Consider the following 14,822-nt stretch of genomic DNA (forward strand, 5'->3'; position numbering starts at 1 on the left):
GGCTAAAATCTTGTTAAGGGTTTTAAAAATCCTGTAAAAAAATAACATAAGGATAACATGAAGTATTCTTTAAAAAAACGTATATTTGCACGCAATTAAATTTTAATTGCGATGACAGCACATGAGTCCAAAATACTTGGAGAAGGCCTTACCTACGACGATGTACTTTTAGTCCCTGCCTTTTCTGAGGTGCTTCCAAGAGAAGTAAGTATTCAAACAAAATTTACCCGCAACATTACGCTAAATGTTCCTATCGTTTCTGCAGCAATGGATACGGTTACCGAAAGCAGTATGGCGATTGCCATGGCGCAAGAAGGAGGGATCGGTGTTCTGCACAAGAACATGACGATAGAAGAACAAGCGATCAAGGTGCGAAAGGTAAAACGTGCTGAGAGCGGTATGATTATCGATCCGGTTACCTTACCAAGGGATGCAAAAGTGATTGATGCCAAAAACAACATGCGTGAGCATAGTATTGGAGGTATACCTATCGTAGATGACGAGAATACACTTATCGGCATAGTTACCAACAGAGATCTTCGTTTCGAGAAAAACGATGAAAGACCAATTTCTGAAGTGATGACAAGTGAGAACTTGGTTACGGTAGGAGAAGGGACCTCTTTGCAAGAAGCCGAAGTAATTCTTCAAAATAATAAAATCGAAAAGTTACCAGTTGTTGATGGAAACTATAAATTGGTAGGTTTAATCACATTTAGAGATATCACCAAGTTAACTCTTAATCCAATGGCTAACAAAGATGCTTTGGGAAGATTAAGAGTGGCAGCGGCCATAGGAGTTACTGGAGATGCAGTAGATAGAGCCGAGGCGCTAGTACAATCAGGAGTGGATGCGGTTGTTATCGATACGGCACATGGACATACCAAAGGAGTAGTTGCCGTTTTAAAAGATGTGAAAGCAAAATTCCCCGATCTTGATGTCATAGTGGGGAATATTGCCACAGCTGAAGCAGCAAAGTATTTGGTAGAAGCAGGAGCTGATGCTGTAAAAGTAGGAATTGGTCCTGGATCTATTTGTACAACCCGTGTTGTAGCTGGAGTTGGTTTTCCACAATTTTCGGCTGTGCTAGAAGTTGCACATGCAATCAAAGGATCAGGAGTACCGGTAATTGCCGATGGGGGTATACGCTACACGGGAGATATTCCTAAAGCTATCGCAGCTGGAGCAGATACGGTAATGTTGGGATCATTGTTGGCTGGTACCAAAGAATCTCCAGGAGAAACCGTGATTTACGAAGGTAGAAAGTATAAAACATATCGTGGTATGGGGTCTGTAGAAGCTATGAAAAAAGGATCTAAAGATCGATATTTTCAGGATGTGGAGGACGATATCAAAAAATTAGTACCAGAAGGTATTGTTGGTCGTGTAGCTTACAAAGGAGACCTTTCGGAAAGTATTCACCAATTTGTTGGAGGTTTACGAGCAGGTATGGGATATTGCGGATCCAAAGATATTGCAACGTTACAGAATAGCGGTCGCTTTATAAAAATTACGGCAAGTGGTATTCATGAAAGTCACCCGCATGATGTGACTATCACCAAAGAAGCGCCAAATTATAGTAGAAGATAACTAGTTGAAATAATCGTATAAAAAAACCTGCTAATCAGCAGGTTTTTTTGTGTCGTAAATAGCAATGGTTTATTTACCTTCTTCGATTTTGATACCTAACTTCGTCATCACCTTTCTAGTCAAGTCAAAATTTGGATCGATATATGCCAAACCACTTGATGTTATCGTAAATACTTGAGTATAAGATTCTGCTTTTGCGATTTCCTCTAGCGCTTTTCCGATTTTTGTGTAAAGTGGTTGTAATAATTTGTTTTGTTCCAGCTGTACCAATTGCGAACCGTTTTGTCTAAACTTAGCGATATCGGTTTCCATAGCAAGAATTTCTTCTTGTTTGGTTTTTTTCATCGGTTCAGTAAATGAAGCTACGTTGTCTTGATAGTCTTTTACTTTGGCTTGATAACCTTCAACTTTTACTTTTAATTCATCTTCTAATTTTTTGTTATACGCTTTTAGGTCTTCTTGAACCTTTGTAAGCTCAGGCATTTTAGAAAGAACGAATTCAGTGTCAATGGTTCCTGTTTTCGACTGAGCACTAAGTTGAAGACTTACTACTAAAACAAAAATGGTTAGGAATATCTTTTTCATGTTGTTTTCTGATTTTTAAATTTTTGCAAATATATAAGGTCTTTGACAATATCCGTACCAATCCCGATATTTTTACAAATTATTCAGAATAAACTTGTCCGCGATGCGGTTTCAATAGATCACGAACCTTCTTCATTTCAGATTCCGGGACCACCATAAAGGCAATACTATGCATGTCGGTGAGCTCCTCAAAACCAGTAATATTGAGTGTTAACTTTTCAGCTACGATGAATTCTTTGAGATGAATTTCATGATGTTGAGCTGTTTTACTGGCAACGGGACCTCTAAAATCCCAAATAAGTTTCAGTTTTCTTTCCAAGTGATAGAGAAAATAAATTAAACATTGATATGAAGTGAAGCTTATATTTGATCCAAAACACTTTTTCCCTCTTCGGCAAAGGACTTAAACGCTTGCATATATAGATAGGACTGTTTTTTGAAGGCTCCGGGCATTAAGAATCCCATAAATTTCATGAAACCACTGAACTTAAATTCATTCTTAGAAATCCATTTAGTATGTCCATTGGTGAGCTCCTCAAAATAATTTTCCTGGATATTGTACACATTTTTGGCGTCAAAAGTAAGGTGAAGCGCCTCAGGAAGATCAACAAGCGTAATCGTTTCAATCATTTCTAATTCGCGCTTTCCCATTTTATAGGTAAGTTTAGAAGTAGCACCGGTTTTGCCTTTTTCTCCGCTTAAGTGTTCCATACTTATCAAACCTTTTTGCCAATGTTTTAGGTTTTCTTCACTGTCGAATTTTTGAATAACTTCATCTCTAGGCAGAGCGATTTCGATATCGAGGGTATACTCCATATTGTGTTTTTTTGTTTGTTAGGTCGTTAAGCGGATACAATATACGGAGAAGACAAAAAAAATTAAAAGAAAATACGATTTGAAGGAATCTCTTCGTTAAATGTTGTAGCTTGTAAAACATCTTAATATTGTTATTTTTGTCCAGTTTAAGGACTTTATCACAAATCAATCATGCACACAAAGTCATTTGTCTTTTTTTTAGGATTACTTTTTTTTGGGTTTGCTAATGCTCAGAAGAAAGAAGAAGTACTACTTACCGTTGATGGTACACCAGTTTATATTTCAGAATTTAAAAAGGTATACCTCAAAAATATTGATCTGGTAAAGGATGATTCGCAAAAAAATATAGATGAGTATCTTGATTTGTTCGTAAACTATAAGTTGAAACTTAAAGAAGCAAAAACTTTAGGTTTGGATCAAAAAAAAGAATATCAGAAAGAATTATCAGGGTACAGAAAACAGCTAGCTTCGGGTTACCTTACCGACACAAGAACTTCTGATGCTTTAATTAAGGAGGCATATGATAGATCTTTAGAACGTATAAATGCAAGTCATATTTTGACTATGGTGAAACCCACGGCTTCTCCACAAGATACGCTCAAAGCTTACAATAAAATCATCGAAGCCAGAAATAAGGTCGTTGATGGTGCAAATTTTGGAGAAATAGCAAAGAGCTATAGCGAGGATCCTTCTGCGGCCAAAAATGGGGGTGATTTAGGATGGTTTTCTGTATTTAGAATGGTATATCCATTCGAGAATGAAGCATTCACAACCAAGATAGGAGAGGTCTCCGAACCTTTTAGAACTAGATTTGGATATCATATCGTAAAAGTGAATAACCGCGAAAAAAGCTTGGGAGAGGTCACAGTGGCCCATATTATGGTGGCGATTAATGAGAAGAGAACAGACGATCAAGCCAAAACCAGAATCGAAGAAATTAATCAACAGCTTAGTCAGGGAGTGTCTTTTGCTTCTTTGGCAAAAGAATATAGTGATGATCCAAGTACAGCCATTGATGGAGGAAAAATAAGACGTTTTGGTCAAGGAGTATTAAACTCAGAGACATTTGAGAAAACCGCTTTTGGTCTTCAGGAAAAAGATGAACTGTCTCAACCCATACAAACCAAATATGGTTGGCATATTATCAAGTTGATAGAAAAGCATCCTCCAAAATCTTTCGAAGAACAAAAAGCAGAATTAACCAGTAAAGTTAAAAGAGATAGTAGATCCAAACTGGTGACTAGGTCTTTTATGAATTCCCTAAAGGAAAAGTATGGGATATCCCGTAATGAAGATGCACTTGAATACTTCAAACAAATTATTCCAGATACCATTTCTAATCAGGAGTGGACGATAGAGGAAAATGCAAATTTGAACAAAGAGATTTTTTCGTTAAAAGATCAAAAAGTAATCTATCAAGATTTTGCCGAGTTTCTTATGAATAAAAGATTAAGAGCTGGAATAAGTGTTGATGGAGATACTTTTGTAGAAGAAATGTTTACTCAATTTGAGTCTACAACATTATTAGAGTATTATGATGAACATCTAGAAGACGATAATGCTGATTTTGCTACTGTTTTTAATGAATACAAAGATGGGTTGTTATTGTTTGATCTGATGGAAACCAAAATATGGAATGTAGCAAAAACAGATAGTGCAGGTCTAAGACGATTCTATGATACCAGAAAAGAAGAGTATGTACAAGCAGAGACTTTTAAGATTATAAAAGCATCTTCAACTAGAAAAGATGCTATAGAAAAAGTAAAAAAACTGCTGAAGCAACAAAAACCTCTAGAAGAAATTAAGAAGCAAGTGAATACTGGCGATGCGGTTATAGTACTTTTTTCAGAAGAAGATTTAATCAAAGGAGAGCATAAATTTCCAAAAGGCTTTGTTGCAGAAAAAGACGGAATTACGACAACCAACGAAGAGAATTTTATCACTTTGATAATGGTAAAAGAAATAGTATCTTCAAGAGTTAGAAAGTTTGAAGAAATCAAAGGGGAAGTGATTAATGATTTTCAAGAAAACATGGAAAAGAGCTGGCTGGCAGAGTTGCGAACAAAATACCCTGTTAAAGTTGATGCTAAAGTGCTGAAAAAAGTAAAAAAGGAGTTGTTAAAATAGTTCATGAGATATTTCATATTTTCATTAGTAATATTGGGGATGATTTCCTGCCAAAAGTTCGGGAATCAATTACAGAAAGAAGCGGTTGCCAGGGTTAACGAAACCTATTTGTACAAAGAGGATATTGCTTCTTTGGTTCCGGCAAATACTCCAAAACAGGATAGTGTTAGCATTGTGCAGAACTATATCAATTCTTGGGCTACACGACAACTTTTTATAGATCAGGCCAAGAGAAATCTTACCGAAGCAGAACTTAAGGAATTTGATGAGCTGGTAGAAAGTTATCAAAGTACATTGTATATCAACGCCTATAAAAATGCCGTGATCAACAAATCCATAAATATGGAGATTACCGAAGAGGATTTGATCGCTTATTATAACCAAAATTTAGAAAATTTTAATCTTAATGAGGAGTTAGTACAATTACGTTACTTACATTTGCCACCTGATTATGGAAATATTGTTGCAACGAAGCGACAATTAAATCGTTTTAATGAAGAGGATAAAGAAGAACTAGTGACCAAGCAGGTTGAATATTTAGGGTTTTCTCTAAATGATTCGACTTGGGTGCGTTTGGATCAGTTGTTGAATAAGATACCGATTCTTAAAAAACAAGATAAAAATAAAATACTAAAAAGTGGAAAATACATGCAACTTAGGGACTCTACAGGAGTTTTTATGATTAAGATTGAAGATGTATTGAAACGAAATGAAAAAGCCCCGATCGAATATATCAAACCTACAATCAGACAAATAATACTTAACAAGAGAAAGCTAGAGCTGGTTAAGAAAATAGAAAAAGATATTACAAGAGATGCAGTTGAGAACAAACAATTTGAAGTCTATAATTAAGATTACAGCATATTTTACAGTCCTTATCATAGGTGTAGAAGGAATATTTGCTCAAGAAGTTATACAAGATACCGTTGTAGTAGATTCTACTGCAACAATAGATACTCTTGGGATTGCAACAGATTCTTTAAAAATAGTAAAAGAACCTGTTAAAGAACCTTTCAAAAGAACGAAAATAGATGGCGTTGCTGCCGTGATAGGGGAAAGCGTAATCCTGGATAGTGATATAGATATTGCTTATCAGCAATTGTTAAGCGAAGGAGTTTCGCAAGGAGATGTAAGCCGTTGTGAATTAGCAGGAAGTCTTTTCGAAAACAAACTATATGCGCATCATGCAGTACAGGATAGTATTGTGGTTAGAGATGCTGAGATCAATTCTATGGTGGACCAACAGTTGGCATATATGACTAACGAATTGGGAACAATTGAAAAGGTAATTAGATATTATAAAAAAGACAATGTGGAGGATTTCAAAAAAGAACTTTTTGAAATCAACAAATCCAACAGGTTGTCTGAGTTGATGCGTACCAATATAATAGAAGATATTGAGATTACTCCTGAAGAGGTGCGTGAGTTTTTTGATGCTATTCCCGAAGCAGAACGACCTTTATTTGGTACCGAGGTAGAGCTAGCTCAAATTGTAATCGAACCCGAAATACCCGAAGAAGAAGAACAAAAGGTGGTGGATCGGTTGAACCAATTTAGAGAAGATATTGTAGAAAACGGAAGTAGTTTTGCTACAAAGGCAGTACTATATTCTCAAGATCCGGGTTCCAAATCTACAGGAGGTAAATATACTTTAGATAGAAAAAGTGGTTTTGCCAAAGAGTTTAAAGATGTAGCTTTCAGTCTACAGGAAGAAGAAGTTAGTGAACCTTTTAAAACAGAATTTGGCTGGCATATTGTAAAGGTAGATAGAATTCGAGGAGAAGAGATTGATGTAAGACACATTCTTTTGGTGCCAGAAGTAACCAGGACCAGTGTCGAAAATGCAAAAAAACAGGTGGATTCACTTAGAAATGTATTGGTAGCTGGAACTATTGATTTTAAGGAAGCTGCTAGAAAATTTAGTGATGAGAAAGAAACTAAAGAAGATGGAGGGCAGTTAATTAATCCAACAACTGGGGATACCCGTTTTGAACTTACCAAAATTGACCCTATATTGTACGATCAAGTATCAAAATTAAAAACTAATGATGTTTCATTGGTAATTCCTGATCAAGATCGTCAAGGAAGAAAAAAGTTCAAGCTTATTACAGTACTTAATAGATATGATGAGCATATTGCCGATTATTCCAAAGACTATCTTAAAATTCAGGAATTGGCCCTTAGGAAAAAGCAAATCGATGCAATCCGAAAGTGGCAAAACGAAAAGATAATGGATACTTATGTAAAAGTTAATGGCGACTACAGAGACTGCGAGTATAGCGGTAACTGGTTAAAAAAAGAAAAATAAGATGTCAGACGACGTAGCGGCTATCGAACAGCTGGTTAAAAAACATTCCCAACTCAAACAAGAAATTTCTAAAGCTATTATTGGCCAGGAAAAGGTAATCGACCAAATTCTGGTTTCAATTTTTTCCGGAGGACACGCTTTGTTGATCGGTGTTCCTGGATTGGCAAAAACACTTATTGTTAACACCATTTCCAAAGCTTTGGGATTGGATTTTAAACGAATTCAGTTTACTCCTGATCTAATGCCAAGTGATATTCTGGGGAGTGAAATATTGGATGAGTCCAGACATTTTAAATTTATCAAAGGGCCAGTTTTTGCAAACATTATTCTGGCGGATGAAATCAATAGAACACCGCCAAAAACACAAGCAGCTTTACTCGAAGCCATGCAAGAGCGTGCGGTTACAGTTGCGGGGCATCACTACAAATTGGATTTACCATATTTTGTATTAGCAACACAAAACCCTATAGAACAAGAGGGAACCTATCCACTTCCAGAAGCCCAGCTGGATAGATTTATGTTTGCTATAGAATTGAAGTATCCTAGTTTTGAGGAAGAAGTAGAGGTTGTGAAAAATACTACCGGGGATGCTACCAAAACTATCAATCCGTTGTTTACTGCTCAGGAAATTGTAGATTTTCAACATTTAATCCGTAGAATCCCGGTAGCTGATAATGTGATTGAGTATGCGGTGGGTATGGTAGGTAAAACGAGACCTAATGCAGATTCAACTACAGAGTTGGTAAAGAATTATGTAGATTGGGGGGCAGGGCCAAGAGCTTCTCAAAATTTAATTTTAGCAGCAAAAGCGAATGCTGCTGTAAAAGGAAAATTCTCTCCGGATATAGAAGATGTGCAAGCTGTTGCTATGGGAATCCTAAGACATAGAATCATCAAAAACTACAAGGCCGAAGCCGAAGGAGTAAGCGTTGAAGATATTATTCAAAGCCTGTTTTAATTTGTAGGCGAGCTTAGCGAATCTCAATTCTTAAAAATCTTATATTTTTTTATCGGGTAGATTAAACCTATGATGTGTTTTTTAGTCTTATAACTAAACATTTAAAAAGTTATAGTATATGAGACATTTAATAGTAGGTATCTTTCTGAGTTGTGGTGTAGTGTTATCTTCATTTGCGCAGTCTGAGAATCATGAAGAAAAAGGTAGAGGATTGAAAAAAGAGTTTTATCAAAACCTTTCTGAAGAGCAAAAAAGCCAGCTCGACAGCCATAAAGAATTAAGAGAAACACACAAATCCAAAATGGAAGCTACATTTACCGAAGAGCAATTGGCTATTGTAGCAAATAAAGATTTATCCAGAAGAGATAGAAGAAAAGCGCTATTGCCAACAATGACTGCCGAACAAAAAGCTATGGCAAAAGCGCATAAAGAAGAAATGAAAGCCAAAAATGAAGCGTTTAAAGCTACTTTAACTGAAGAGCAATTAGCTCAGTACGAGAGTTTAAAACATAAAAGGAAGAAAAGAAGTGGTAAAAGACGTTCTGGAAAGCGTTAAGATTTTAAAATTTTAGAATATGGAAAAGTGAAGCTATGGTCTTCACTTTTCTTCTTTTTGATAAAAATGGGTGTTTTTTTGAGGATTTTTTTGATTTTCACTATAACGTTTTCGTAAATCGCAAAGAGAGGGTGTTATTTTCTTCACTATTTTTTTGTAAAATTCATAGTTTTAACAAACTGAATTTATGAATTTCAAGAAATCAACACCCTAATTTTTTGAAAAATGCAAAAACATCTGAATAAGGGTATTCATTTAATAAAATCTTCTAAAATTCGTATTTTCGCAAGACTTTTAAATGCCTAAAATATTCAGTATTTGATACAGAATATGGATATGATAAAAAGGCGTATTATGGATTGCGATAACAAAAAAAGCTTTCAAATACATAGAATACTCCCTAGTAATCATGATAAAAGTTTAAGGTTCTTGTTTTTGATGAGATAAAATTCATAAGGCATGAACATGTTAAGGTGTAAGGACAATGTAAATTTTGCTACAGATCCTATAACTTTTAAAGAAACAATAATCGTCTACGACGTATTGAAGTTTTTATAAAGTGTGGAACAAAAGTTTATGCGTGATTACACATTTTGAAAAAGGAAAGAATTCTATTATTTACTATATGAACACGTATACCGATTACCTCAAGGAGATCGAAGAAAGGAAATCTCAAGGATTACACCCTAAGCCGATCGATGGAGCAACCTTATTAAGTGAAATTATTTCACAAATCAAAGATAAAGACAATGCACATCGTGAGGATTCACTTCACTTTTTTATTTACAATACACTACCTGGAACAACCAGTGCTGCAGGTGTAAAAGCTAAATTTTTAAAAGAAATTATTCTTGGTGAAGCGGTTGTTGAAGAGATCTCTTCTTCTTTTGCCTTTGAGCAGTTGTCTCATATGAAAGGTGGACCTTCGGTTGAAGTGTTGTTAGATCTGGCTTTAGGAAATGATGATGCTATTGCTCAAGAAGCCGCTAAGGTTTTAAAAACACAAGTATTCCTTTATGAAGCGGATACAGAACGTTTGGAAGATGCTTACAAAGAAGGAAGCGGAATTGCTAAAGATATTATCGAAAGTTATGCTCAGGCAGAGTTCTTTACGCAATTGCCAGAAGTTGATGAAGAAATTGAAGTGGTTACCTATGTTGCTGGTGTAGGAGATATTTCTACGGATTTGTTATCTCCAGGAGCGGATGCGCATTCTAGATCAGACCGCGAATTACACGGTCAGTCTATCTTTGAGCATAACAAAGAAATGCAAAAAGAACTTCTTGCACTCAAAGAGCAGCATCCTGACAAACGTGTGATGTTGGTGGCAGAGAAAGGAACAATGGGAGTAGGGTCTTCAAGAATGTCTGGTGTAAATAATGTGGCATTGTGGACCGGAGTGAAATCAAGTCCATATGTTCCATTTATTAACATTGCTCCAGTAATTGCAGGAACCAACGGTATTGCTCCGATTTTCCTGACTACTGTTGGAGTAACAGGTGGTATTGGAGTTGATTTAAAAAACTGGATTACCAAAAAGGATGCTGATGGAAACACCGTAGTAGATGATGATGGAGAACCAGTTTTGGAACAAGTATATTCTGTGGAGACAGGAACGGTATTTACTATTAATACTAAGAAGAAAAAACTATATAATGGAGATCAGGAACTGAAAGACATTTCCGAAGCATTAACTCCTCAAAAATTAGAATTTATCAAAGCCGGAGGGTCTTATGCTGTTGTCTTTGGTAAGAAGCTACAAACCTTTGCTTGTAAAGTTTTAGGTATTGAAGTGCCTCAGGTATACGCCGCGTCAAAAGAAATTTCTGTTGAAGGTCAAGGTTTGACTGCTGTAGAAAAAATCTTCAATAAAAATGCGGTAGGTACAACTCCAGGAAAAACACTACATGCTGGTTCTAATGTTCGTGTAGAGGTAAACATCGTAGGTTCTCAGGATACTACAGGGTTAATGACTTCGCAGGAATTAGAAATGATGGCTGCTACTGTGGTTTCTCCAATTGTAGATGCAGGATATCAATCAGGATGTCATACCGCTTCGGTATGGGATGATAAGTCCAAAGCGAATATTCCTAGATTGATGAAGTTTATGAATGACTTTGGGTTGATTACTGCGCGTGATCCAAAAGGAGTGTACCACTCTATGACGGATGTAATCCACAAAGTATTAAACGATATTACCATCGACGATTGGGCAATCATTATTGGTGGGGATTCTCATACGCGTATGTCCAAAGGAGTTGCGTTTGGAGCAGATTCAGGAACCGTTGCCTTGGCTTTGGCGACAGGAGAGGCTACCATGCCAATCCCACAGTCTGTAAAAGTGACTTTCAAAGGAGAAATGAGAAGCTTCATGGATTTCCGTGATGTTGTGCATGCTACGCAACAACAAATGCTGAAACAGTTTGGAGGAGAAAATGTATTCCAAGGGAGAATCATCGAGGTGCATATTGGTACTTTGACTTCTGATCAGGCCTTTACCTTTACAGACTGGACAGCAGAAATGAAAGCTAAAGCATCTATCTGTATTTCAGAAGATGAGACTTTGATAGAATCCTTAGAAATTGCTAGAGATCGTATCCAAATCATGATCGAAAAAGGAATGGATAACGAAAAGCAAATGCTTCAAGGTCTGGTAGACAAAGCAAATGAAAGAATTCAGGAGGTAAAAACAGGTGTTAAACCTGCATTAAAACCTGATGCGGATGCAAAATATTATGCTGAGGTAGTTATCGATCTTGACGAGATAGCAGAACCAATGATTGCTGATCCGGATGTAAATAATGAAGATGTTTCTAAACGATACACACACGATACAATTCGACCACTATCCTTTTACGGAGGAACCAAAAAAGTAGATTTGGGATTTGTAGGGTCTTGTATGGTGCACAAAGGAGATATGAAAATATTGGCTCAGATGTTGAAAAACATCGAAGGACAACAAGGAAAGGTTGAATTTAATGCTCCTTTGGTAGTTGCTCCTCCAACATATAACATTGTTGATGAGTTAAAAGAAGAAGGAGATTGGGAAGTGCTGGAAAAATACTCTGGATTTGTATTCGACGATAATGCACCAAAAGGCTTGGCGAGAACCAAATATGAAAACATGCTGTATTTGGAGCGACCAGGATGTAATCTTTGTATGGGGAACCAGGAAAAGGCAGAGCCAGGAGATACGGTAATGGCTACTTCTACACGTTTATTCCAGGGAAGAGTAGTAAAAGACTCTAATGAGAAAAAAGGAGAGTCTTTGTTATCATCAACACCTGTAGTGGTTTTATCAACCATTTTAGGAAGAACGCCTACAATGGAAGAGTATGAGGCGGCAGTAGACGGTATTGTTTTGACTAAGTTCAAACCATCACAAAAACAATTAGTTATATAATTTCGATTTTATAATCATCGATAAAAGCCTTGGTAGTTCCTCTACTAAGGCTTTTTTTGTGGCCTTTATTTTGGTTTATCGCTAGTGCAGCAGCTTCTTTTTTTAAAATGATTCTATATTCTTTATCCCTTTTCGTAGTCCTTGTATATTTCGTATCTTGGAATACAAAAAAATAAATAACAGAAATATACAAAAGTCATATGGCATTCGATATCGAAATGATAAAAAAGGTCTACAGTCAAGTGGCTGATCGTGTTAATGCGGCGCGAGAAGTTACCGGTAAACCTTTAACACTAGCAGAGAAAATTTTATATGCTCATCTTTGGGATGGTAAAGCTGAAACCGCATTTGTTAGAGGAAAAGATTATGTAGATTTTGCCCCTGATCGTATTGCTTGTCAGGATGCAACTGCACAGATGGCACTTTTGCAATTTATGCAGGCTGGAAAAAATAAAGTGGCTGTACCTACTACGGTACATTGTGATCACTTGATACAAGCAAAACTTGGGGCGGATAAGGATTTGCAATCTGCTTTAAACAGCAGTAGTGAAGTGTTTAATTTCCTGGAGTCAGTTTCAAATAAATATGGAATCGGTTTCTGGAAACCAGGAGCAGGAATTATTCATCAGGTAGTTTTAGAAAATTATGCATTCCCAGGAGGAATGATGATCGGTACAGATTCTCATACGGTAAACGCCGGCGGACTAGGAATGGTAGCTATTGGAGTAGGTGGAGCAGATGCCGTAGATGTGATGGCAGGAATGCCATGGGAATTGAAATTTCCTAAATTAATTGGTGTGAAATTAACTGGAAAACTTTCTGGGTGGACTGCACCAAAAGATGTGATTCTGAAAGTAGCCGAAATTCTTACTGTAAAAGGAGGAACAGGGGCTATTGTAGAGTATTTTGGCCCGGGAGCAACAGCTATGTCTTGTACGGGTAAAGGAACCATTTGTAATATGGGAGCAGAAATAGGTGCTACCACTTCAACTTTTGGTTATGATGACTCTATGGAACGATACCTGCGTGCAACAGACCGTGCTGATGTTGCGGATGCTGCCAATGCAGTAAAAGAACATCTTACTGGTGATGCTGAAGTGTACGCTAATCCAGAACAGTATTTTGATCAGGTTATTGAGATTAATTTATCTGAGTTAATGCCATTATTGAATGGTCCGTTTACTCCTGATTTATCTACTCCGGCAGGTAGTGAGATGACAGAAAAAGCTAAGGCAAACGATTGGCCTATACAGGTAGAGTGGGGACTTATTGGTTCTTGTACCAACTCTTCCTACGAGGATTTGTCCAGAGCATCCTCTATAGCACAACAAGCTTTGGATAAAGGATTGAAAACAAAAGCAGAATTTGGAATTAACCCTGGATCTGAACAGGTTCGTTATACTGCAGATAGAGATGGTATTCTAAGTGTTTTTGAAAAGTTAGACGCTAAGATATTTACGAACGCCTGTGGTCCGTGTATCGGGCAGTGGGGGCGTTATGAAGATCCTAAGAATGCACCAAAAAATAGTATTGTACATTCCTTTAACCGAAACTTTGCTAAACGTGCAGATGGGAACCCAAATACACACGCTTTCGTTGCATCGCCAGAGTTGGTGGCTGCAATAGCTATAGCCGGGCGTTTGGATTTTAATCCGATGACGGATAAGCTGATCAATGAAGAAGGACAGGAGGTTATGCTGGATGAGCCTACAGGATGGGAGTTACCTCCAAAAGGTTTTGAAGTAAAGGAAAATGGGTATATGGAACCTGTAGAAGATGGTTCTAATGTAGAAGTAGTCGTAGATCCTAATTCAGAGCGTTTAGAATTATTGACTCCTTTTGAACCATGGGATGGTAAAAACATAACAGGAGCCAAGTTGCTAATCAAAGCATTTGGGAAATGTACTACCGATCATATTTCTATGGCAGGGCCTTGGTTACGTTACAGAGGGCATTTGGATAACATTTCTAATAACTGTTTGATAGGTGCAGTAAACGCATATAATAAAAAGACAAACTTTGTTAAGAGTCAATTGAATAATGAATACGACGGGGTGCCTAATGTGCAAAGAGCTTACAAAGCTGCCGGAGTGCCAACGATCGTAGTAGGTGATCACAACTATGGTGAAGGATCTTCTCGAGAGCACGCAGCTATGGAGCCACGTCATTTAGGAGTGCGAGCAGTAATCGTAAAGTCTTTTGCAAGAATCCATGAAACCAACCTTAAAAAACAAGGAATGCTTGGATTAACCTTCGCTAACGAAAATGATTATGATCTGATTCAAGAAGATGACACCTTTAACTTCTTAGATCTGGATCAATTTGCACCAGGGAAACAACTCACTCTGGAAATTGTACATGCAGATGGATCAACAGATACCATCAAATTAAATCATACGTATAATGATTCTCAAATCGAATGGTTTAAAGAAGGATCAGCATTGAATCTGATCAAAAAACAGAACGTGTAGAGAACGTAGAT

Annotated in this window: 11 protein-coding genes; 8 read left to right on the top strand and 3 right to left on the bottom strand. The window is 37.0% G+C overall.

Going from position 1 to position 14,822, the window contains the following annotated elements; translation table 11 throughout:
- The first annotated feature begins 111 nt into the window (after window positions 1-111).
- Window positions 112-1,587 carry an IMP dehydrogenase gene (gene guaB / locus ACXAGJ_RS19085; protein ID WP_474842040.1) on the top strand — a complete coding sequence of 492 codons (1,476 nt, stop codon included), beginning with the start codon at window positions 112-114 and terminating at the stop codon, window positions 1,585-1,587.
- Window positions 1,588-1,656: 69 nt separating this feature from the next.
- Here guaB and ACXAGJ_RS19090 read toward each other — a convergent pair whose 3' ends face one another.
- From ACXAGJ_RS19090 to ACXAGJ_RS19100, 3 genes are all read right to left on the bottom strand, one after another.
- Window positions 1,657-2,172, bottom strand: coding sequence for an OmpH/Skp family outer membrane protein (locus tag ACXAGJ_RS19090; protein ID WP_474842042.1), 516 nt, complete (start codon window positions 2,170-2,172; stop codon window positions 1,657-1,659).
- Between the two features lie 79 nt (window positions 2,173-2,251).
- Window positions 2,252-2,491 (bottom strand): hypothetical protein, encoded by a 240-nt coding sequence (locus ACXAGJ_RS19095; protein WP_474842044.1) that lies wholly within the window; start codon window positions 2,489-2,491, stop codon window positions 2,252-2,254.
- A 41-nt stretch (window positions 2,492-2,532) separates the two neighbouring features.
- Window positions 2,533-2,988, bottom strand: coding sequence for an SRPBCC family protein (locus ACXAGJ_RS19100; protein ID WP_474842046.1), 456 nt, complete (start codon window positions 2,986-2,988; stop codon window positions 2,533-2,535).
- Between the two features lie 171 nt (window positions 2,989-3,159).
- Here ACXAGJ_RS19100 and ACXAGJ_RS19105 point away from each other — a divergent pair, with 171 nt between their 5' ends.
- The 7 genes from ACXAGJ_RS19105 to ACXAGJ_RS19135 all read left to right on the top strand — a co-directional run bounded on the left by ACXAGJ_RS19105 (window position 3,160) and on the right by ACXAGJ_RS19135 (window position 14,811).
- Entirely contained in the window at window positions 3,160-5,115 is a 1,956-nt protein-coding gene (locus tag ACXAGJ_RS19105; protein ID WP_474842048.1) for a peptidylprolyl isomerase, read from the top strand.
- Between the two features lie 3 nt (window positions 5,116-5,118).
- Window positions 5,119-5,967 (top strand): peptidyl-prolyl cis-trans isomerase, encoded by an 849-nt coding sequence (locus ACXAGJ_RS19110; protein WP_474842049.1) that lies wholly within the window; start codon window positions 5,119-5,121, stop codon window positions 5,965-5,967.
- A complete protein-coding gene (locus ACXAGJ_RS19115) occupies window positions 5,951-7,423 on the top strand; it encodes a peptidylprolyl isomerase (protein WP_474842051.1) in 1,473 nt (490 codons plus the stop codon). Before ACXAGJ_RS19110 ends, ACXAGJ_RS19115 begins: the two co-directional genes overlap by 17 nt.
- A gap of 1 nt (window position 7,424) precedes the next feature.
- The gene (locus ACXAGJ_RS19120; RefSeq protein ID WP_474842053.1) at window positions 7,425-8,381 is read left to right on the top strand and encodes an AAA family ATPase; all 957 of its coding nucleotides are present in this window, start codon (window positions 7,425-7,427) and stop codon (window positions 8,379-8,381) included.
- 118 nt (window positions 8,382-8,499) lie between these two features.
- Window positions 8,500-8,937: a hypothetical protein gene (locus ACXAGJ_RS19125; RefSeq protein WP_474842055.1), complete on the top strand. Its 438-nt coding sequence runs from the start codon at window positions 8,500-8,502 to the stop codon at window positions 8,935-8,937.
- Between the two features lie 625 nt (window positions 8,938-9,562).
- A complete protein-coding gene (locus tag ACXAGJ_RS19130) occupies window positions 9,563-12,340 on the top strand; it encodes a bifunctional aconitate hydratase 2/2-methylisocitrate dehydratase (protein WP_474842201.1) in 2,778 nt (925 codons plus the stop codon).
- A gap of 200 nt (window positions 12,341-12,540) precedes the next feature.
- Window positions 12,541-14,811 (top strand): aconitate hydratase, encoded by a 2,271-nt coding sequence (locus ACXAGJ_RS19135; protein WP_474842056.1) that lies wholly within the window; start codon window positions 12,541-12,543, stop codon window positions 14,809-14,811.
- The last annotated feature ends 11 nt before the right edge of the window (window positions 14,812-14,822 follow it).

It is taken from the genome of Aquimarina sp. AWH4_224, from assembly GCF_056160245.1.